General features: G+C 59.2%; 28 protein-coding genes and 1 tRNA gene. 6 read left to right on the top strand and 23 right to left on the bottom strand.

Annotation, left to right across the window (positions count from 1 at the left end):
- Positions 1 to 5 precede the first annotated feature (5 nt).
- From ACTNFJ_RS09325 to ACTNFJ_RS09335, 3 genes are all read right to left on the bottom strand, one after another.
- A complete protein-coding gene (locus ACTNFJ_RS09325; RefSeq protein ID WP_435906033.1) occupies positions 6 to 215 on the bottom strand; it encodes an HPP family protein in 210 nt (69 codons plus the stop codon).
- A gap of 88 nt (positions 216 to 303) precedes the next feature.
- Positions 304 to 1,020, bottom strand: coding sequence for a CYTH domain-containing protein (locus ACTNFJ_RS09330; protein WP_435906034.1), 717 nt, complete (start codon positions 1,018 to 1,020; stop codon positions 304 to 306).
- A gap of 4 nt (positions 1,021 to 1,024) precedes the next feature.
- Positions 1,025 to 1,906 carry an EamA family transporter gene (locus ACTNFJ_RS09335; RefSeq protein ID WP_435906035.1) on the bottom strand — a complete coding sequence of 294 codons (882 nt, stop codon included), beginning with the start codon at positions 1,904 to 1,906 and terminating at the stop codon, positions 1,025 to 1,027.
- Positions 1,907 to 1,964: 58 nt separating this feature from the next.
- Here ACTNFJ_RS09335 and ACTNFJ_RS09340 point away from each other — a divergent pair, with 58 nt between their 5' ends.
- A complete protein-coding gene (locus ACTNFJ_RS09340) occupies positions 1,965 to 2,591 on the top strand; it encodes a hypothetical protein (RefSeq protein WP_435906036.1) in 627 nt (208 codons plus the stop codon).
- Positions 2,592 to 3,047: 456 nt separating this feature from the next.
- Here ACTNFJ_RS09340 and ACTNFJ_RS09345 read toward each other — a convergent pair whose 3' ends face one another.
- Positions 3,048 to 4,094 (bottom strand): HIRAN domain-containing protein, encoded by a 1,047-nt coding sequence (locus ACTNFJ_RS09345; RefSeq protein ID WP_435906037.1) that lies wholly within the window; start codon positions 4,092 to 4,094, stop codon positions 3,048 to 3,050.
- Between the two features lie 297 nt (positions 4,095 to 4,391).
- Between ACTNFJ_RS09345 and ACTNFJ_RS09350 the strand changes: the two genes are divergently transcribed.
- Positions 4,392 to 4,658, top strand: a complete 267-nt coding sequence (locus ACTNFJ_RS09350) for a hypothetical protein (protein ID WP_435906038.1) — start codon at positions 4,392 to 4,394, stop codon at positions 4,656 to 4,658.
- Between the two features lie 74 nt (positions 4,659 to 4,732).
- Positions 4,733 to 4,990: a hypothetical protein gene (locus ACTNFJ_RS09355; RefSeq protein ID WP_435906039.1), complete on the top strand. Its 258-nt coding sequence runs from the start codon at positions 4,733 to 4,735 to the stop codon at positions 4,988 to 4,990.
- Between the two features lie 61 nt (positions 4,991 to 5,051).
- On the opposite strand, the gene ACTNFJ_RS09360 is transcribed toward ACTNFJ_RS09355, so the two are convergent.
- Positions 5,052 to 7,583: a tape measure protein gene (locus ACTNFJ_RS09360; protein ID WP_435906040.1), complete on the bottom strand. Its 2,532-nt coding sequence runs from the start codon at positions 7,581 to 7,583 to the stop codon at positions 5,052 to 5,054.
- The gene (locus ACTNFJ_RS09365) at positions 7,576 to 8,001 is read right to left on the bottom strand and encodes a hypothetical protein (protein ID WP_435906041.1); all 426 of its coding nucleotides are present in this window, start codon (positions 7,999 to 8,001) and stop codon (positions 7,576 to 7,578) included. The genes ACTNFJ_RS09360 and ACTNFJ_RS09365 overlap by 8 nt, the downstream gene beginning before the upstream one ends.
- Positions 8,002 to 8,127: 126 nt before the next feature.
- On the opposite strand from ACTNFJ_RS09365, the gene ACTNFJ_RS09370 reads away from it, so the two are divergent.
- Positions 8,128 to 8,490 carry a hypothetical protein gene (locus ACTNFJ_RS09370; protein WP_435906042.1) on the top strand — a complete coding sequence of 121 codons (363 nt, stop codon included), beginning with the start codon at positions 8,128 to 8,130 and terminating at the stop codon, positions 8,488 to 8,490.
- A gap of 252 nt (positions 8,491 to 8,742) precedes the next feature.
- Here the strand turns inward: ACTNFJ_RS09370 and ACTNFJ_RS09375 are convergent, their stop codons facing one another.
- The 14 genes from ACTNFJ_RS09375 to ACTNFJ_RS09440 form a co-directional block, all read right to left on the bottom strand.
- Positions 8,743 to 9,333: a hypothetical protein gene (locus tag ACTNFJ_RS09375; protein ID WP_435906043.1), complete on the bottom strand. Its 591-nt coding sequence runs from the start codon at positions 9,331 to 9,333 to the stop codon at positions 8,743 to 8,745.
- Between the two features lie 13 nt (positions 9,334 to 9,346).
- Positions 9,347 to 9,733, bottom strand: a complete 387-nt coding sequence (locus ACTNFJ_RS09380; RefSeq protein ID WP_435906044.1) for a helix-turn-helix domain-containing protein — start codon at positions 9,731 to 9,733, stop codon at positions 9,347 to 9,349.
- 45 nt (positions 9,734 to 9,778) lie between these two features.
- Positions 9,779 to 10,024, bottom strand: coding sequence for a hypothetical protein (locus ACTNFJ_RS09385; protein ID WP_435906045.1), 246 nt, complete (start codon positions 10,022 to 10,024; stop codon positions 9,779 to 9,781).
- Positions 10,021 to 10,284: a WhiB family transcriptional regulator gene (locus tag ACTNFJ_RS09390; RefSeq protein ID WP_435906046.1), complete on the bottom strand. Its 264-nt coding sequence runs from the start codon at positions 10,282 to 10,284 to the stop codon at positions 10,021 to 10,023. Before ACTNFJ_RS09390 ends, ACTNFJ_RS09385 begins: the two co-directional genes overlap by 4 nt.
- A complete protein-coding gene (locus ACTNFJ_RS09395; protein WP_435906047.1) occupies positions 10,272 to 10,484 on the bottom strand; it encodes a hypothetical protein in 213 nt (70 codons plus the stop codon). Before ACTNFJ_RS09395 ends, ACTNFJ_RS09390 begins: the two co-directional genes overlap by 13 nt.
- Complete coding sequence (locus ACTNFJ_RS09400) at positions 10,481 to 11,689, bottom strand: AAA family ATPase (RefSeq protein WP_435906048.1); 1,209 nt, start codon at positions 11,687 to 11,689, stop codon at positions 10,481 to 10,483. Before ACTNFJ_RS09400 ends, ACTNFJ_RS09395 begins: the two co-directional genes overlap by 4 nt.
- Entirely contained in the window at positions 11,658 to 11,993 is a 336-nt protein-coding gene (locus tag ACTNFJ_RS09405; protein WP_435906049.1) for a hypothetical protein, read from the bottom strand. Before ACTNFJ_RS09405 ends, ACTNFJ_RS09400 begins: the two co-directional genes overlap by 32 nt.
- A complete protein-coding gene (locus ACTNFJ_RS09410; protein ID WP_435906050.1) occupies positions 11,974 to 12,129 on the bottom strand; it encodes a hypothetical protein in 156 nt (51 codons plus the stop codon). Before ACTNFJ_RS09410 ends, ACTNFJ_RS09405 begins: the two co-directional genes overlap by 20 nt.
- Positions 12,126 to 12,437: a hypothetical protein gene (locus ACTNFJ_RS09415; protein ID WP_435906051.1), complete on the bottom strand. Its 312-nt coding sequence runs from the start codon at positions 12,435 to 12,437 to the stop codon at positions 12,126 to 12,128. The genes ACTNFJ_RS09410 and ACTNFJ_RS09415 overlap by 4 nt, the downstream gene beginning before the upstream one ends.
- Positions 12,438 to 12,439: 2 nt before the next feature.
- Entirely contained in the window at positions 12,440 to 13,024 is a 585-nt protein-coding gene (locus ACTNFJ_RS09420) for a hypothetical protein (RefSeq protein ID WP_435906052.1), read from the bottom strand.
- Positions 13,025 to 13,062: 38 nt separating this feature from the next.
- A complete protein-coding gene (locus tag ACTNFJ_RS09425; RefSeq protein ID WP_435906053.1) occupies positions 13,063 to 13,938 on the bottom strand; it encodes a tyrosine-type recombinase/integrase in 876 nt (291 codons plus the stop codon).
- Between the two features lie 109 nt (positions 13,939 to 14,047).
- Entirely contained in the window at positions 14,048 to 14,290 is a 243-nt protein-coding gene (locus tag ACTNFJ_RS09430; RefSeq protein ID WP_435906054.1) for a hypothetical protein, read from the bottom strand.
- Entirely contained in the window at positions 14,283 to 14,624 is a 342-nt protein-coding gene (locus ACTNFJ_RS09435) for a hypothetical protein (protein ID WP_435906055.1), read from the bottom strand. Before ACTNFJ_RS09435 ends, ACTNFJ_RS09430 begins: the two co-directional genes overlap by 8 nt.
- 83 nt (positions 14,625 to 14,707) lie before the next feature.
- Entirely contained in the window at positions 14,708 to 14,932 is a 225-nt protein-coding gene (locus ACTNFJ_RS09440) for a helix-turn-helix transcriptional regulator (protein WP_435906056.1), read from the bottom strand.
- A gap of 87 nt (positions 14,933 to 15,019) precedes the next feature.
- Between ACTNFJ_RS09440 and ACTNFJ_RS09445 the strand changes: the two genes are divergently transcribed.
- Positions 15,020 to 15,733 carry a helix-turn-helix domain-containing protein gene (locus tag ACTNFJ_RS09445; protein WP_435906057.1) on the top strand — a complete coding sequence of 238 codons (714 nt, stop codon included), beginning with the start codon at positions 15,020 to 15,022 and terminating at the stop codon, positions 15,731 to 15,733.
- A 13-nt stretch (positions 15,734 to 15,746) separates the two neighbouring features.
- Positions 15,747 to 16,889, top strand: a complete 1,143-nt coding sequence (locus ACTNFJ_RS09450) for a site-specific integrase (RefSeq protein WP_435906058.1) — start codon at positions 15,747 to 15,749, stop codon at positions 16,887 to 16,889.
- Positions 16,890 to 16,920: 31 nt separating this feature from the next.
- Here ACTNFJ_RS09450 and ACTNFJ_RS09455 read toward each other — a convergent pair.
- The 3 genes from ACTNFJ_RS09455 to gdhA form a co-directional block, all read right to left on the bottom strand.
- Positions 16,921 to 16,993 (bottom strand) — tRNA-Arg (locus ACTNFJ_RS09455).
- A 93-nt stretch (positions 16,994 to 17,086) separates the two neighbouring features.
- Positions 17,087 to 17,824 carry an NlpC/P60 family protein gene (locus tag ACTNFJ_RS09460; protein WP_435906059.1) on the bottom strand — a complete coding sequence of 246 codons (738 nt, stop codon included), beginning with the start codon at positions 17,822 to 17,824 and terminating at the stop codon, positions 17,087 to 17,089.
- 245 nt (positions 17,825 to 18,069) lie between these two features.
- A complete protein-coding gene (gdhA, locus tag ACTNFJ_RS09465) occupies positions 18,070 to 19,422 on the bottom strand; it encodes an NADP-specific glutamate dehydrogenase (protein ID WP_435906060.1) in 1,353 nt (450 codons plus the stop codon).
- Between the last annotated feature and the right edge of the window lie 51 nt (positions 19,423 to 19,473).

A 19,473-nucleotide genomic window follows, 5' to 3' on the forward strand; every position in this document is an offset into this window, starting at 1 on the left:
GCGAATCACTCCGCTGGCGGCTTGATAATGACACCCGAAGCGAGTCCGAGTGCGAGCCCTGCCGGCACCCACAACCAGAACTGGGTGAAATAGCCAATCACCGCGCCAACGATGGCACCGATGATCAGGCCGACGATCACCTGCTTCCGTCTCGCTGCGGGCGAGGTGTCGCCTGAGTCACGCTTTCCAGAGCCTCGGGATCCTTTGGATGCCATACCTCTACCCTACGCGAATCGCCCGCGAGACGGCAGAGCAGACACTGAATTAGTGTCGAATTTATCGAATGAACGCGGATTTCGTGCGTCACAACGCATTTGTACTTGGGCGACCCATCGCACGCTGAAGCTTCGAGGTGCCGCGCACGCGCTCGGCTCCAGCACCGATGAGGAGGGGCTCGACCAACTCGAACAGTTCGATCGCGGCCCCGGGCGCGAGTTCGGCCTCCCACTCACGCCAGCTGGTCTCTTCGCCGCTGAGCGCATTCGTTGCGACGACCCGGTCGTCGGCAAGTTCGACCAACCAGTCGTTCGCCTGCCCCGATTCGTCGGGCAAATCATCTGCATCACTTGCACCATGGACAGCAAGCGCACTTCCGGCGCTGGTGGCAGTCGGGCTTGTGAAGCCCTGAACCCGAACGATGGTGCGCACAGTGCGCATGGTCGCCACAGCGATGAGACGATGGACGCCTTGCTCGCCTATGCGATCCACAATTTCGCGGAGGAGGCCATCGGGCATCTCGTCTGCCAGCGGCCATACGAGCTCGCGCGAGCCATCCGCTCCCTTGAGCTTCATGTGCCAGCCTTCGTCTTTGCCGCCCACCCGTTTGCGCACCGCGACCCGCTGTAGGCCGAGCGCCGCGTCGGGGGTGTCGAAGTAGATGGCCTCGAGCGCGAAGCTCTCGGGCTCGATGAGCCGGAGGCCCACTGCGGCGAACGCGGGGCTGCCGGGAAGCTCAGCCCGCGAAGACACCGCATACTTTCGCTCGACCTCGAAGGTTTCGATCGCCCCGTTCCCTGCCACGGCCTCAGTCTATGCGCGGCTGATGCTGACCCGCGAACCAGACGATTCCCGCACCTGCGGCGACCACCAGCGCGATCCCCACGACAACCGGGGCCGTGAGAATCTGACCGAGAAACAGCACTCCGGCCAGCGTGCCGACCACCGGGTCGAATGCGAAGAGCACGCCGATTACTCGCGCCGATGTGAGCTTCGCCGCAAGTGTGTCAACAGTGAAGGCCAGCGCCATACCCACAAGTGCGGAAAGCGCGAGTACGCCCCAGTCAGCTAGCCCGGGGTTGGAGATCGCCGGTACCGAGAACGGGAGAGTGAGCACCGCTGCCACGGCGACCGAGAGCGCCACGCTCGGCAGACCACCCGCGCTCTTTCCGACACGCGCAGCAAGCACTGTGTATAGGCCGAAACTGGCCGCCGCGAGAACGGCGAACAAGAGACCGAGAGGATCGAGCGGCCCCCCGAGCCCCGCAATCAGCGCGACCCCGCCGAAGGCAACAAGCGCGAGAAGCCCTTCGCGGAGACGCCGCGATGCGAAGAACGCAACCAGGCAAGGACCCAGAAAGTCGATCGTGACGGCGATGCCCAACGGGATGCGCGCGATTGCAAGATACAGAAATACGTTCATCGCGGCCATCGCGGCCCCGTAGATCACGATTCCCATCCACTCCTCGCGAGTGCGGCCCGTGAGTCGCGGCCGAAAAAGCACAAGGAGAAACGCGGCCGCGATCGCAAAGCGCAGCCCGCTAGTGCCCAACACCCCGACCGTGTCAAAAACCCCGATGGCGAGCACTGCGGCGACCTGCATACCGATCGAGCCGCTCAGTACCAGCAGCACCGCCCGGAGGGTGGCAGATCGCGTCGCGGCCTGCGCCGCGGAACGTGGAGTGGGCATCAGGTCAGAATAGCCCTGTTGCGAAGGCCCCGTGGGGCAGACGGAATACACTGGCGGGGTGAGTGGGCAACAGCTGGTGGATCGCGCGATGCGCGATTGCCGTGCGGCCGTCGGCAGGTTGCAAGACGACGGGGTCGAGCCAGAGGCGCTCGCGGAGTTCGTGCCCGCCGGGCGGCGATGGCTCGTGCTCCCCCGGGCCGCGACCATGCGCCCGCTGGGCGAGGTGTGGCGCCTGGGTGCCCTGTTGCTCGGCACCGACGGCACCCTATATGCGGCTGGGCGTGCGACCCGGGCCGCAGAACGAGGCCGCCCAGGCTACCAGTCGGCCTCGCGTGAGGAACGGCGCGAGCTTGCCGCTGCGGCCCTACACGGTGGGTATCCAGCGGGCAGCCCAGTGAACTTCGATGCCGCGCCGATCCGGTTGGTGGAACTCGTCACTCGGCACGACCTGTCTGGCGACGCTGCCGACCCGCCTGTCCTGCTCGATTCGCCTGACGGGCCTGGCACCCCAGCTCCAGCAGAAACAACCCTGTCTGGCGATCCCGCGCTTCCCGTCGGCGTATGGGGCGGAGAGCTGCGCGTTCGCTGGCGACCGGGGGCAACACTCGACGGGGCCGCCACGCTCGACACGTACCTGGCAGAGCGCGTCGAGCTTCTGGTCAACCCACCCTTCGCCGCGACCTGACCCGGCACTTCGTGCGCTCTTCCGAGTTGCTCTCAGCGCTGCCTCACCACTTGAGAGCATGGGGGGGCACCAGTGGCTGCTTCCAGCATCGCGAAGCCGCCACTAGCGCCCTACGAAAGGGTGTGCAGGCGGGCCGGTGGACCCGCGGGCACGATGTGCGCGAAGCGATGCTTCACGCTCCACACATCGGCGGGCCGGTGGGCCCGCGGGCACGATGTGCGCGAAGCGATGCTTCACGCTCCACACATCGGCGGGCCGGTGGGCCCGCGGGCACTTTTCGTGCGAAGCGATGCTTCGCACATTGAGAAAAGTGCCCCAGATAGGAATCGAACCTCCTCCGACCAAACGACCGCGGTGAAGGGTCCGAGACAACCGCATTATTGAGCCGTTTTCACTCATGTTCGCGATGGTTCAATTTCCCACTTTCAGAGACGTTTGTTGCCAGATTTGTTGCCACTAAGCAACCACTTTGCTGACGTATTTCCGAAGCCCTGGGATACGGGGCAGGTCAACCCAAAGTCGCGAGCTTGTTGATCCGAAATTTCCCTCACCGCCCACCAGAAATTTGGACCCAATCACGTCGAGCAACGGAGCATACAACTCTGCTTGTTTCGCGGAAACGTAACCGACTCGTTTCCCCGAGACGCGTTTCACGGCAATCGCATTTAGGTCGTGTGGATTCTCAGGTTCACGTACGAGCATCCACTCTCGCGCCTTCACCTGCTCTCCGTCTCGAAGCGCGAAGCTAGTGCCAACGACTCGCACGCGCTTTGCTTCAAGATCGCGCAGATCGACAGCGCCACTTTGCGAGAAACTATCTCTGTCGGCTAATACAGGACCAGCACTCTCTACAAGCGAAATCGCCTGTGGCTCTTGTGACGACCAGAACTCATTGGCTGACTCCTCTGTAGGTTCAAAGCGAGGACCATTCTTCCTGCCCGGATCTCCATTTTTGAGCGACACGAGCTTCTCGCTCGCGACCTTTTGAGGGATCAGCCACACACCGAAATTCGGTGCACTGTCATACCCACCTCGAATCTCTGCATCGCAATATAGCCACGCGCCCTCTTGATAAGCACGTGCAACAACTGGCGCCCATAAGCCAGCAACACTCTCTGGCAGGTAGCCGCAAGCGACCCTGTCAGCGCCAGAACTCAAGTCGATCCTCATCGCATTGCCGGACTTCGAATGCGGATTATTTGGCTCGTGCACGAAGACCGCAAAACCTGAACGCCCGTTACGAGCTACCCAGCCCGCAATCGCCTCCTGATAGAAGGACTCCCCGACTACTTCCTGCCGCGACGAGATGTTGATGCTCTCCATGCGTGTGGGTTCGGGTAACTTCCCCGCCCTTACCCAGCACACGATAATGAAGATCAAACCCGCCAGGACTAGCACCGGTCCTATGTATGGGATGTTGCCGACTATCAACAGCCCGACGATGCCGACGGTCCAATACAACCAACCAGCTAAACCGAACGGCCTTCTTCCTTGAAGCTTCATGGGGTAAACATATTCTCTGGCGAGCACCAAAACCACCCCCAGACCCGCGCGCACTGCGTTATGCAGAACGCTTCCGAGTCACACATCAGGGAGGGGTAGGGCCCTCCGCCCCCGCAGCCACACTGGGAACATGGATGACGATTACGCTCTGCTCGTGCCCGATAACGCAACGCCTTGCCCACACTGTGACAGTCCCATCATGATCCCTTGGAAATCCTGGTGGGAGTGCCCTCGTTGCGACGGGACGATGCTTGCGAACACCAATGCTTGTCAGTAGTCGGTCTTACCGTCGCCCACATGGGAGGTATGCCATTCAACCCGCTCCACACGCTGCAGCAACTCGGAGACGAACACCACATGTTCGATCGCGGGCACCGCATCGCCATCATCCGGCAAGTGAAGATCAGCAAGCCCTCAGGCGTGCTCTGGAGGTCAGTGACGGGAGAAACCAACCCCGCCGACCGCGACCTCCTCGGCTATTTTCCATCACTACAGATGGCTGCGCACGTCACCTGGCGAATGTGGCAGCAACGGCAAACCCCACCCGAGAAACGCCAACTATAGGCGTTTGGCGATGTGCATGCCAGCATCTACCAATTCTCTGACTGTCATTGAGAAGCACCGTTAGGCTCAGGCCTATGGCATGGAGAATAAACGTAAACGGGGTTGAACCAAACTTTCCGATCGCAGACGTCATGCACGAGCAGATCAAGAAGTTTCATAAGCGCGGCGCGACTGATATCGGCGGCTTTTGGATCTCAAGCAGCGACAATCACGAAGAAGGCACTGAGCAGATCTTTATTCCGGAAGGGGCTGTGATTCTCTTCACACGGCTTGAGGACAGTCCACAGGAGGCAAATCTTGTCATGTATTGGCCAGACGGTAAACCAGAGTAGGGCACCAAAAACATGAATAGAGGGGTTCCCGCCGTCCGCGGACAGGGGAACCCCTCTACTTTTACCTGCGCCGGTCCGAGCCCTGACGCACCCTTGACCCGCCAGCAGCAGACGCATCACTGACCTGCCGTGCAGCCTCCACCTGCATCCGACCAACCAGGGCACCGTTGACGTCGCGGACCACCAGCTCGGTTGGAACCTCTCTCGGAGTCGAACTCGCAGCGACCACGACTTGAGGTTGAATCATCCCCGCATGGAAATCGCCACGATTGATCGACTTCAACAAAGGCCTGAACTCTTCTGCCTGTGAAGCTCGAATAACCTCTTCGCCTCGGGACAAACGCACCATCACCGAATCAGACTGTGTCGTGCCCCTTCCGAACACTGTTCCGCCAGCGACATAACCACCGATACCGGGAATTGTGCCACCTTGAGCGAACCCAGAAACCGGTAGCCTGCCGACCGTGCCACCGGCGGCAGCAAAGGGAGAGTAGTTCAATGCTCCTGAACCCTCACCACCACTTGTCTTGATCTCAATCAAGGCTTCACGCCGACGCGCAACCCAAGCCAGGCGCTCCTCAGCGCTCTCGATTCCGTAAATCTGAGCAGTCGTCGCCACCGTCTCGGGTGTCGCAAGAAGCTGATCCGCGTACGCCTTCGCTTCTGCCTCCGTCATGCCGTACTGAATAGCCGCAGCGATCAAAGCATCGCGCCCATACTGCAAGGCAGCATTCGCCTGATCCTGAGACCCACTAGCAGCAAGTGTTGCGGCAGCGGATTCGTTCGCGGCAGTAGCCAGATCAAGCAAAGACTGCCGATTGTCACGCCCAGCCTGAGTTGTAATAGCAAGCCCGGTGGCACCCTCAGCCAAGCGATCTCTGACGTTCGCAAGTTCTTCCTCAAACTTAATTGCCGCAGACTCAGCATCCATCTGCGCTGAACCAAAGTTGCGGATCTCGTCAGCCAGATCCACAATCGCCTCAGACACCCCAGCCGCAGCACCCTGAATGCTTTCAAGAGAGTCTGTGTTCTTCTGCGCAGCTGGCTCAATATCACCCATCGCCAAAGCAAGAAGATTCGACTCGGTAGCAGTCAGCCCCATCTCTGTTGCCTGCCGACGCAAAGCATCCTCAAGCCCCGAAGCAGAACCAATGAAGACACGCATCTGCGCATCAGTCAGATCATGCTCCTCACGCAGCTCCTGCATCCTCTTCTGCAACTTCGGCAAATCGGAATCAGCCAAAGAAGAAAGCTCAGGGCCAAGATCCGCGAGCACGCTCTTAAATCTCGCAACATAGGTTGGTTCGAAAAGGTCAGCAGCCCAGTTCTTATTAGACTCACCGATCCGGTCAAGCGTTCCACCCATGTCATCAAGAGCCTGACCCACGGTCTCAATAACGGCCTTACCCCGAGTAACTGCCGACCACGTATCATCCCAAGATGAAGTCTGAAGCTTGTTCTGCAACTCCTCAGTTGTCGCCTGAACCTTCTTCATTTCGATATCCAAAACAATTAGGGCCGCAACCGCAGCAGCAATCGCAACACCCATCGGCGTAGTCAAGAACGCGCCGAGACTCTTGAGGTTTCCCCGCACTAGCCCACTGGTGACACCCAAATCAGCCAGTGCGTCTTTAAAAGCGACCCACTGCGGCAATATCATCATCGCTGAACCTGTCGCTAGAGCAGCGACCCCAGTCATTCCCACAAGCTCCGAAGTGACTCTCTTGATTGGCTCGGGGAGGTCTTCAAAGTTGCGCATAGCGTCAGCGGTCCAGTTAAGGAGATCCACTAGCGCGCCGCCACCGTTCGGGTCAACAAGCGGTTTCGCAAGCTCAGCCGCAAAATCGCGCCAAGCAGCCTTCACACGGTCCATAGCACCATCAAACGTTTGCTTCACGTTGTCCGCAGCACCACCGAAGCGATCAGACATGCCCGAAGCTAAAGCATCAAGAGCTTGCGTCGCATCCAATGACCCAGAAGTGATGTCCTCGCGGATCTGAGCACCCGTCTTGCCCATCTGCGAACCAATAAGCTCCGCAGCGTTCACGCCACGGTTACCAAACTCGTTCAGATCCTGTGCCGTGATCTTTGACGAAGACTGGATCTTCGACATCGTCGCAACAATGCCCTCAATATCAGCGTTCGAGCCGCCAGCAGCAGCAACCGCATTCTGGACCGCATCAAGATACGGAATGACCTTCTGCGTCTCAATACCAAACGCAAGCATCTGCTGCTGCGCCGCAATAAAAGTCTGCTTCGCAAACGGCGAGTTGCGGGCGAACGCATCCAACTTGTCCATCTGCGCATTCGCAGCAGCAGCAGAACCCAAAAGGGTCGTCAAAGCGGCGCGGGTGGACTGCTGCATCGAGTTATACGAAATGCCAGTCTTGAGCGCCAACGCACCAATTCCGGTGATAGCGACACCAACAGCGGTGAGCCCAGTGCCGACCGTAGACCACGCCTCGCGATTCGACCGGGCAGACTCCTCAACCTTCGCTTTGGTCTCCGCAACAGCATCGCGGGCCTTCCCGAGGCCCAGCACCATCCCGGTCGCGTCTGCCAACAATTTAATCGATACGACCCGCTCAGACATGATCAACCCCACTCTTCGGGAAGAATTCACCCGAGAACTCAGGTGCCCCGGCGCATAGCTCCCGGTACAGGATTGTGAACGCCACCATGTGGAAAACCGCAAAAGGCAGCGCCTCCACCGGGCACGAATCCCGATACCAAGTCATGAAGTAATCCCACGCCGAAGACAGCACCACACGCCGCACCAGAGGCTCAAGCCCCGCCACCGGCGAAACAACCTCTGCGATATCCGCGCCCGGATCCTTCAGCGCGTCAAATATCGCGTTCGTGTGCTCCATGAACACGATACGAGACACACAAGCACGAGACCCATCAGCCCCCACCAGTTCAAAGAAACCATCCGGCGCGAAACCACCCAACACGCTGATGTCGGGATTCGCCTCAACGATCCCCTCGAACTCAGCATTAAAATGAGACATAAGAAACTCCTAAATAAATAAAAGCCCACATATAGTGGGGAAATGAAAAGATTTATTCCACTCGTGGCAGCACTGTTACTGACTAGCTGCACCGCAACAAGCAACGCAGCGACGGAAACTGCCCCTGTGCCATCACCCGAAAGCGAACAGTTCAGCTCCGAGATCTCACCGGAGCACGCCTACTGCGAGTCCTTCATGGGGTCCATGGAGGACTACCTCGACATCGTCTCCGGCATCGGAAATGACGAAGGACTTGACAGCACTCTCTGGAATTCAGTTCGAAGCGCACTAGACGAGCTGGACGGGTTGAACACAGACGACCTACCCATGGGATGGAGCTTCGACCACTACGACTACGTCAGCGCCCGCGACCAGATCAAAGAAGCACTCGACTCTGGGGAGGTCTACACATTTGAGTTCACGACATTTAAGACCGGCAGTGTGTCAATCATCGAGCGGTGCGTAGCCGCCGGATACAAGAAGAGCTAGGCCGCCGTTACCCCGGCATATTTGAGCATCTCCCGAGTGATGCCGTGAGGACACACGCCAAGGATTCCAGCCTCACGTAACCGCTCGCGGCACTCAGGTAGATCGCTCCACCGCTACGAAGCAACCCACCCCCGGAAAAGAAAAAACGTAGAGAGAGAGATCGGCAAGCCCCGGAGGCCTTTCTCGCGGGCGCTTGGGGGGAATCCCCCCTGGTGGTTGTGGTCAAGGGGGGAGTGCCTGTTCTCTGCGCTTCTACATGTAATTGAGGCCGCGACCGAATGTGTTACGGAGTGCGCGTAGCTTCTGCACGTCGTTGACGATTGCTGCGATGCTGCTGTTCTCCTTGGCGAATGAGCGTTGCGCCTCGACCCAATTGTTGTCAACGGCGGCGCGGAAGAGTGCGTGTGCGAGGGTTCGGTCGTTGCTACGAAGCGCTCGGTCCATGAGCTTCGCTGCACGGCCTTCGTCCTTGACTGCTTCGGCACGGTCTTGTGCGTCTCGGTACGCGATGATGTCGCTGGAGCTGTATCCCACGAACCCATCGAGTCGGCGTTCGAGTGTCGCGATCTTGTTGTCGATGATCTCGTTCTCGGCGTTGATCGAGGTGCGGCGTTGGGATGCGTGGGCGGCTTTTAACTCCGAGATGCGTTCGGCACGGCCCTGGTCGCTAAGCTGCTGGTCATTCTGTATCTCGGTGATGTCTCGGCTGTGTGCCTTGCTGGCTTGGCTGCCGGAGTCGCGAAGCTGCTTGATCTTCACCGCAACCTCCATTAGGTCGGGGCTATCATCGTCGTGGATTGTGATGCCATCGGTGCGGAAGCTCATGCTCATTCCTGTACTCATGGTCTTGTTCCTTTCATTCGGCGTTGCGGCCGGCGATGTACTGTTGGGCTGCGTTGGTCGGGATGATCCAGACGCGGTTGATCTTTTTTGCGTCGAGTAGTCCAGCTTCGATGTGGTTGCGTACGGCGCGCGGGGTGATTCCTGCTTGCCGTGCAACTGCTTCCACGGTCACTATCTCTGCTCTTCTAGACTCGCTTGTTTCCGTGCTGACCTGCGGTTTAGTTCCCTTGGCGGAAGCTTGGTGAGCGAACGTAGCCGCTGTGATATCGGTGAGCAGCGCGTACAGTCGGTCTGATGTGCCTCGGGCTTTCACTCGCAGGTCTCGGAGTCGTGCGGCTTCGTATAGCAGCGTGCAGTCGGAGCCGGTGAGGATGACGGCGTTCTCCACTCGTCTCGTCATTGTTCGTCTTCATTTCGGTTGCGGGTACAGTCGGGGTGGCATTTTTCAGCCTTGCCTAGCGCGTCTTCGATTGTTTGGTTCTGGGGTGAGATCACGGATTCCCTCTTTCTCTCTCTGTGCACGTTCGTAGGGGTCAGGTGCATCGTGCATTTCGTCGATCACAGGGCGGGCTTCGCCGTTGGGGATCGCTACGAATGCATCGCGGCTCTGGATTCTGATGGCGGTGGTCTTGTCATCTACTGCGCGCCAGATTTTTGGCCTTACTCTTGGGTTCCAGATCGTGCTGATCATGCGGCTTCCTTCCGTCTCTTGATGAGGTTGTGACCTGGCCACCATCCCGCGGGAGGTTGGGCGGAACTCGCATAGGTTGTGCACGCTTTCACGAGCGGGCAGGCTTCACAGATCGCCGCCATTTCTGTTTTGTCGTCTGCGGTGATCTGTCCCCGGTCGGCAACGTATCTGTCATCGTCAAGACAGTCAGGGGTGACATTTTCGAGCTGGTCGAGGAGTGCGAAGTAGTGCTGTTCTGCACCAGTTTTCATGTGGAGCATTCGGTGTCTCCTTCCGCTCGGAGCTTTGCTTCGTGCTCGTCACATAGGTCGTGAATCCGGTCAACGAAGTGGCGTGCGGTGTCGTACTCCATGAACCCGATTGCCTTCGTACCGGCGTAGAGAGCAATGAGTGGGCGGCTGCTTCCGTCTTGGATGCGGAAGTCATACTTCCTGGCCTTGATCCCGGTGAAGCGTTTCAAGAGGCACCTCCAATGGGTGTCACTGGGGCGAGAGCGCGTGCTCGTGCGCGGTTGAGTTTGTCGGAAGGTGGCATGAAGGTGGCGAAGGTGGCCTGATCTGATCCCCTGCCACCTTGGCCACCTTCGCTGCCACCTTGGGTTTCATCAACTGAGATGCCCCACACCCATCCAGCACCGAAGCCGGACTTCCTGGAGTCGATCCTGGGTGACTTGCACCTTCGTCTCGCGTCCTTCATCTCACTGTCGGAAAACCCTGCAGCACGCCCCGCTTTGAGCACGTCGCCCGCAGCTGATTCGTAACCGGGTTGACGTTCAAGGTGGTCGATGAGGAACTGTTGAGCGGCGTTGCGGTCGCTCTCGACTTGCTCCTCGCCTGACTGCCGTGAGTGGAGTTCGGCAACGGTGACCTCTGACTTACCGAGGCACTCGGCGCGCGCCACGGTGGCATGGTCACCGTTCGCGAGTGGGATGTCGACAGACTCAAGCCGGTACGCCAGGTTCAGGCCCTCTGACTGGCTGTAGCTGCTCTTGTCGACGGCGAGCACGATGGTGTCGTCCTCTTCGTTCTTCGCGACCGCGAGCACGCTCCTGGCAGCATCGGTGATCGCTGAGGACCCGCTGATCTTCCCGCGAACACTGTCCATGCCCTTCTTGTTGTGGGCGATGAGGATGACTGCGAGCTTGAGTTCTTTCGCGACCTCGGCAGCGAGCCGGTCGAACGAGGCCCGCACGTCTTCGCGCTTGTCGAGGTTCCCTGAAATGAGTGACGCGATTGGGTCGATCATGATCGCCGCCGCGGCGGTCTGCTTCACCGCATCAATCAGCATCGGGATGTCGGTGGGGAACGTCACAAACGTGTCGATCTCACCAGACGCGGTTCGCCTTGTGGCACTCATGAAGTGGACCTTCTCAAGGTCAGCCCCGGCAGCTTCCAGGCGCGGCCTCGTGACTGATGCCTCATCATCCTCCGGGGAGAGAATGATCACCTGTTGGGGTTTCCCCTTGTAGAAGCCGTCAAGCGTCCCCCTGGTGAGCTGCGCGAGGTAGGACAGGGCGATGGTGGTCTTCCCGATCCCGCTGTTCCCGGCGAGCACGGTGAGCGTGCCGAGTGGGATCAGATCCTTGGCGAGAAAGTGCACTTTGCGAGCTGTGATGTCAGCGGCTTTGGTGAGCTTAAGCTGCTTGTTCGGTTCTTCCTGGGTCATGTTGCTCCTCTTCCGCCTGGTCAAAGAACCGGGCCTCTTCGAGTTCGAAATGTTTCTGGAGTCGGCGCGCGTATTCCGCTTGCCGTTCTTTCGGGGTAAACGCCTGCATGTAGAGCAGGTCGCACTGGTGCTCGAGGTAGGTGATTTCTGTTTGCCGAGTCGAGAGCCCGTCTGCGTAGCCTGCGAAGTAGAACGCCGCCACACAAGGGGGAAGCTCCCACAGTTGGAGTGATCCATCCGTGAGAGCTTCCAGCCATTGCGCGAGATGGCGTTCTGCAATTTCGCTAACTGTGATGCGGGTCATAGCGACCCCAGTCGACGCCGCGAACGATGCTCTCGAAAGCGTCTTCCTCGCTCTTCTGATGCGTCCTGATCTCGGCTGCGAGTGAGTCGAGTCTCTTCGCGAACTCGCTCGATACTTCGACCGGTTTGGTGTTCATAGTCCGCACCCGATTCCGTGCTGCTCAGGTTCACCGGGTTCGGTGATGCGATGCAGCTCCGGCGTTTCAGCGATTGGTTCAAATATTGACGCGAGTGGAACACCAAGCACACGGCACAAGCCCGCGACCTGGGCCACAGTTAGCTCATCTTGGCCGTCCATCGCGTGCTGAACCATCAACGGGTCAAAGCCAGCGAAAGACCCCGCTTCGCGAGCGGTCATGCCGCACTCTTCAAGTGCAGCGTGGATGTTTGTTCGGGCAAGCGCTGTCATGCGCTGCGCCTCGGTCTGAAATACGTTCGCAGTCATGGTCATGCTCCGATCTCGGTACGGTGAAGAGCTGACGCGAGATCCGCAATCGCTTCGCCAAGCGCTTTCAGTTGGGTGCTGTCAGCGAAGTCGAGGCTAATCGAGTCGCGCCCAACGTTCGCGTGGAAATGAGCGCCGGTCTCCGCATACACGTGGCCTTTCGGCCAGAGGTTTCCGTCCGGATCCTCGGAGTCCTCCGTGGTGATGGTGACCGTCTGTGAGAGTTCCGCCTTCACGCCCAGATCCGTCAGTGTGATTTCCTTGGTGAAGCGCACGTTAATCTCGGGCCATTCGCCGAGAAGCAAGTCGGTGTTCTCTGCCCACTCTGGTGCCTCTACCGGTGGGGTCGGGTGCTCGGCGCAGTGCACGAAGTAGAGATCCTCGAATGTGTGCTCATCGTCGAAGTAGTACCTGGCGAGCACTTCCTCGGGCAGACCCTCAGCTACAGCACCAGCCTCGATGAGAGCCTGCAGCTTCTCGCTTCCATGGCCGATACGGTCAGCGAGCACCTGCTGACGGGTCTTCAAGATTCCATCGATGTACGCGAGCTGCTCGGTGTTGGCCGGGGTCACGGTGGTGGTGTTCATGTTGTTCTCCAAAGTCTTTGTGTGGGTGCTGGCGGCGCTCACTGGTCTGCCTGCTGCTGATGAGAGACGCGTCCGGACGTTGCCGGAATCTCCCGCCCGGGAAGGACATCGAGAGCCTGTCTGCGGTCGTCATCGAGGACCTCGGTGTAACGCTGGGTCGTGCTCAGTGACGAATGGCGCATCAATTCTTGAACGGCGCGAATGTTCGCCCCGCCTCGCACCAGCTCAGTGCCGAACGTGTGCCGCAACGAGTGGCCGGTCAGCCGGTGGTCAGTGATCCCGGCCCTGTTGCGTGCGTCAGTGAGTAAATCCGAGACTGAGTTGCCACGGATATGCCCGTCACGGCCACCCCGCGCTGGGAACCAATAGCCCGGCCCCATCGACGCGGCAAGCTCGCGGATCACCGGATGTAAAGGCAGGTAGTCAGTCCTGCCACCCTTCCCAAATATTTTGATCGTGCCCGCGTGCAGGTCGATGTCGTCAGAGTGCACGGCGGCGACCTCAGCGGCTCTCAGGCCTTGGTATGCCGCCAATAGGATCATCGAGCGAGTCCGCCGGTATGCCCCACTGCTCAACAGCTTGTCGATCTGTTCCTGCGTGTATGGCCTCGGGCGATGCGGGGGAACTTTCACAATGGGGAGCCTGCGCGCAGGGTTCTCCGTGATGACACCCTCCTCGCAGAGGAAGGTGTAGAACGCCATGAACACGTTCCGCATCGTCGCCTTCGATGCAGGCTTCAGATCATCACGCCCAATCTCGCGACGAAGGTGAAACGCTTTCACTTCCACCAGCGGCACGTCCTGGTGCCTAGACAGCTGAGTCAAGATCGACAGGCGCGTGCTGATCGTCCGCTTCGCCAGGTTCCCCGCACGCATGTACTCCAAGAACACTTCGAAAACTTCTTCGTTTGTCATGGCTTCCTCCATCGTCTGTAACACCCTCATTGGACTGCCTCAGCTTCTTTGAAAGCGGCCAAGATCGCGAGCGCTGCAAGGATGGTCAGGATGAGGAAGTGCAGCCCGTTCATGCGGTCACCGCCTGGCATCCGTCCATGTGTTGCGCGACTTGGAGCAGTGCTGCAGCGAGGTCTCGTGCACCAGCTGCGTCGACGTTGATCCGGGCATCCCACCCGTGGATCGCGATGACATTGCGCCCAGCCCACTCGATGTAATCGGCCTCGACGGTGAAACGATCACCAAACGCGGACTGAACCTCGACGCACAGGTTGGCTGTTTCCGGAGAATCCGGGAAGATAGTGTTAGACATTGAAAATGCCCCTCTCAGTTGGTGTGTTTTCGGTTGAACCCTCGTTGCTGCTCTCGTCGCCAAACTCGACAGCTTCGGGGGTTTTCTTTTTGGTAATGCTCTTCACGAGCCGAATGCTCTTGCGTGGCTCTCCCTTCGTGATGCGCTCCCTCTCCCGACGGCTTACCGTCTCGGTACTGAAGAGAAGAAGTGTCTTGATGATGAGAACTCCAAGCCGGTGATCAACGTGGATCAGAGGTTGGCTACCGTCATCGTTGTACGGGCCCTTGATTGTCCAGTCGCCAACCCCAAAGCTGAGACGCCTCGCAGTTTCTTCGAACGTGGGGTCACTCACTGAGTAGACCTTGGTCTCGTCCTGCTTGGAGTCAGCCGGGGAATTCACCATCCGGGATCCGTTGGGCGCTTGGCCGGAAGGACTCAACAGACGGCCTCCGCTGTGCCGGTCCGAGCAGTCGATTCCATCCACGCAGCAACATCATCTACGTCGTAGACCACTGTTTTTTGCGTGGGCTTGTAGTAGCGAGGCCCTTCCCCCCTGAAACGAAGCTGCGCAAGTTTTGCAGTAGTCATGCCGGGGATCATCTCCGCTATGTCCTCGGGGCTTCGATATTGCGAGAGCACTCGCACGGTCGTGGCGGTCATTACCTTCTCCAACTCATTCAGGACACAAAAACCGTTATTCTGTGTCTGACTATCACTATACACAGAATTGCGCGTATTGTGTCTAGCATGTCTCAGGAAAACATTTCCGCCCTTGGGCTAAACATCGCCCGTTACCGCAAAGCGGAAGGCTTGAGCGCGGCGGAAGTCGCTGATCGCGCAGGCGAAGGATTGAGTCGCTCGATCATTGCGAATCTTGAGAATGGGCGGAAGAACGATCTATCTCTTCGGCAGCTCATATCAGTCGCCAAGGTGCTCAGAGTTCCACCCGTCGCCCTCGCAGTGGACCTATTTGCCCCCGGGGAATCCGCTCCTTATCCGATGCCTGGACTCGAGCTGCCGATCTTCAACACCCAAACCTTCGAAATCGAGCCAACAAGAACGCCAACTCGTAACGTGGACTTCCTGCGTTGGTTTAGTGGCGAGTCGTTCTTCACAGAAGAGCCCTCAGATGGTGCGCCTGCGATGGCTCGGGGAGTCCTGAGCGCGTTGCACGGATACCGGCAATCCTGGAGCGCATTATCGCGGGCACTCCACCGCTTTGTAGGTTTCTCGCCCGATCCAGATAACGCTGAGGTCCAAGACGAGTTCGACAGAAGACATGAACGCGTCATTCAAGAGGCAGTAAGCACCGTTCGATGGGTCCATGAACTTCGATCGAAGGGCGCGCGAATTAGCGATGTCGAGAAGAGCATCCAGGAGACCCTAGATCGAGCGAACGTCAAGTTCGATTACGAGACAGACAGCCTGGAATTTCCGGTCTATGGCCATTACTTCGATTAGAAAGTAATCGGCAATGGGCAGCATCAGGCCGTACACGAACGCGAAGGGCGAGACGCTCTACCGCATCATCTTTCGCGACGCCGAGCACAAACAGACATCAAAGCGAGGCTTCACAAGCCAGCGAGAAGCGAAGCTCGCCCTCGGCAAAATCGAGAACGCCGTACACGAGGGACTCTACGTAGGCCATAAGCGCGGCATGATACTCGTTTCAGACCTCGCTCCAGCCTGGCTCGCCACCAAGAAGGCGACACTCAAGCCATCCAGCTACGCCGCGATCGATACGTCGTGGAATGTGCACGTTGAGAAACGTTGGGGTTCGGTGCCGGTCGCGAAGATCAAGCGTGAAGCGATCCAGGTATGGGCGAACAACCTCGGCAGAGGACCCACGACAGTTCGGCGCGCTAACGAGGTTCTTGCGGGCATCCTCGACACCGCGATCCCGACGAACATCAAGACAAACCCGGCGAGAGAGATCGCGCTCCCAAAGAAGAAGACTGCGAAGGCCCGCCGGTATCTCACCCACCAACAACTATGGAGTCTCGCCGAGGCTTCTTCCAGTCACCAGGTGCAGGTTCTCACACTTGGATACTGTGGCATCCGTTGGGGCGAGCTGACAGCCCTTCAAGTTCGCGATCTCGACCACGAGAAGCAACTACTCACGGTGAACAAGAACGTCGTCCTCATTGGCTCCAAGCTCGTGCCCGGCACACCTAAAGGCGGCGATTCGCGCCGAGTGCCAGTGCCGACAAGAGTCTGGGATCTCCTTGTCGAGAGCACGAAGAAAAAGTCGCCTGAGGCGCTGATCTTTCCGAACGAGTACGGCGGGTTCATCAATCCCCCGTCAGGCGGCAAGAGTGGTCGCAACTGGTGGGTGTCAGCATTGAAGAAGGCCAGCATCGAGTACCTGCCGATCCATGACCTCCGCCACACCGCTGCGAGCCTCGCCGTTGCTTCTGGTGCACACGTAAAGATCATTCAGAGAATGCTCGGTCATAGCTCCGCAGCGGTCACCCTTGACGTGTACGCAGATCTCTTCGAGGACGACCTTCATGTGCTTACGAGCCGCTTGGATTCCGCTATAGAGGCATCATTTGTTGCCAAATCTGTTGCCAAAGACCCTGAGCAGACAAAAGAAAAGACCCCACAGGCCGCATAATCATGCTGTTCTGAGGGGTCATATCTTTCGGTGCCCCAGATAGGAATCGAACCTACGACACCTTCTTTAGGAGAGAAGTGCTCTATCCACTGAGCTACTGGGGCAAACAGAACGAGTCTAGCGAACCGACACCGGTGGCACGAAAATGGGGCACCGCCGGTGGCGATGCCCCATTCGAGCCGTGAGGCCGAAGAAACCTAGAAGCGAACTACGCCGCTCGGTGCACCATTCAAGAACGCACTGGCGACCACAGTCTGGTTGCCATTGTATCCGCTGTGCACGGCTTGGCCGTTGCCGATGTAGATCGCCGAGTGAACACCCGACCAGATCAGCACATCTCCGGGCGCATAGGCACCATCGGTGACAAGAGCGCCACCCAGAGCGGTGTGCTCGCCTACCCGCGTGCCAAGGTCACCCGCAGGGATGCCCACTGCGCGCAACGAACGCTCGACGAGCGCCGTGCAGTCTTGGAACTGACCGAGCTGCGCGTACGCTGCGGAGACGATGCCCGCGGCACCGGCACCTGAGGGAACGTCGGCCCGAGCCGCGGTTGCCGTCGCGACACCGGCACCTGTAGCCTGTGCCGTGCGAGCCGCTTCCTCTGCTACACGAGCCGCTTCCTCTGCAGCCTGCTCCTGCGCGAGAACCACTGAGCTCACCTCTGCCGCCACTGCCTCAACGGGAACCAGTGCATCTGCGCCATCTTCGGTCAGGAGCGACTGCGATTCTGCAGCCATGGCAAAACCGTCGGGCATGCCCGAGGTATCGGGAGCCGCGTATGCGGGAAGTGCGAACACACCCACCATGCCGACGCTGAGTGCGCCTGCGCCAACCATGCGAGCGAGATGCTTAAGCGAACGGGTACGAGGAGCGGATGCCGTCTGGGCCACTACCTCAGTACCGGACGCCTGAATTGTGCCGGTGTGCTGAGTCACGAGTCAATAAACCTTACGTTTGCCTGTGTTTTGGTGGGAGTACGGCCCGCGTGGGCCAAAACCTCTTTCGAGCCTAACCGAAGATCACGGAATTGTCACACTCAGATGCAACTTCTCCCAGGAAGGCAGAATTTCCGCATGAAATCAAGGAATTCTGATCCATCGATTGTTTGAGGTCGAGCGAAATCTCAACCTATGGTTGAGGGTTTTCGGCACTGTTTCGGCCCTGTTGCCCCCGGCGCTGGCTAGACCACTCCCTGATCGAGCATGGCCTGCGCCACCGTCACGAACCCGGCGGAATTCGCCCCGAGCACGTAATCGCCGGGTCGTCCGTACCGCTCCGAGGCCGCATAACTCGAGTCGTGCACGTCGCGCATTATGCGATGCAATCGAAGCTCACTTTGTTCGAAGTCCCAGCGATCCCGCGATGCGTTCTGACTCATCTCGAGCGCGGAAGTCGCCACGCCACCGGCGTTGGCAGCCTTGCCCGGCGCGAAAAGCACGCCGGCCTGCTGGAACAGCGCGACTGCGTCGGGGGTCGTGGGCATATTCGCGCCCTCAGCGACCACACGTACGCCTCCATCAAGCAGCGACCTGGCACCAGCTGCGTTCAACTCGTTCTGCGTTGCACAGGGGAAAGCGAGGTCGCCGGGAACGTCCCACACTGATCCACCAGCAACGAAGCGAGCACTCGGGCGGCGTTCCGCGTACTCCGAAATACGGGCACGCTCGACCTCCTTCACCTGCTTGAGTAGCTCAATATCGATGCCCTTTTCGTCCACCACGTACCCGGAAGAGTCGGAGGCCGTGATTGCGGTACCCCCGAGCTGGGTCACCTTCTCAATGACGTAAATCGCCACATTGCCCGACCCCGATACGATCGCGCGGCGACCTTCGAGGCCCTCGCCCGTGCGGGCCAGCATCTCTTGCGCGAAGAAGACAGCACCATATCCGGTCGCCTGTGTGCGCACCTCGGCGCCACCCCAAGCCTTGCCCTTGCCAGTGAGTACGCCCGATTCGTGCTGATTGGTGATGCGCCGATACTGACCGAAAAGGAAGCCAATCTCACGCGCACCGACGCCGATGTCTCCGGCGGGTACGTCGATATTCTCGCCAATATAGCGGTACAGCTCGTTCATGTAGCTCTGGCAGAAGCGCATCACCTCGGCCGTGCCCTTGCCGCGTGGATCGAAATCGGCGCCGCCCTTGGCGCCTCCAATTTGCTGCCTGGTGAGTGCGTTCTTAAAGATCTGTTCGAAGCCGAGAAATTTGATGACCGAGAGGTTCACGCTGGGGTGGAAACGCAAGCCCCCCTTGAACGGCCCGAGTGCCGAGTTAAACTGCACGCGGAAGCCACGGTTCACCCGCACCTGACCCTCGTCGTCAACCCACGGCACGCGGAACATGATCTGCCGCTCAGGCTCAACCAGTCGTTCCAAGATGCCCGCCTCGATGAACTCGGGGTGTTCCCGGAGTACCGGCACCAGGCTCTCGAGTACTTCGTCCACTGCCTGCATGAACTCAGGCTCGTGGGGGCTCCGGGCCTCGACGATTTCCGCTACGGCACTGACGTGTGCTTCGGGGGTGATGCGTGACACAGGTTCTCCTCTGTGGTTTATCGGCTCCATCTGCGGCAGCCAGTACTCAGC

It is taken from the genome of Leucobacter shiyiweii (genome assembly GCF_052446065.1).
Taxonomy (GTDB): Bacteria; Actinomycetota; Actinomycetes; order Actinomycetales; family Microbacteriaceae; genus Leucobacter.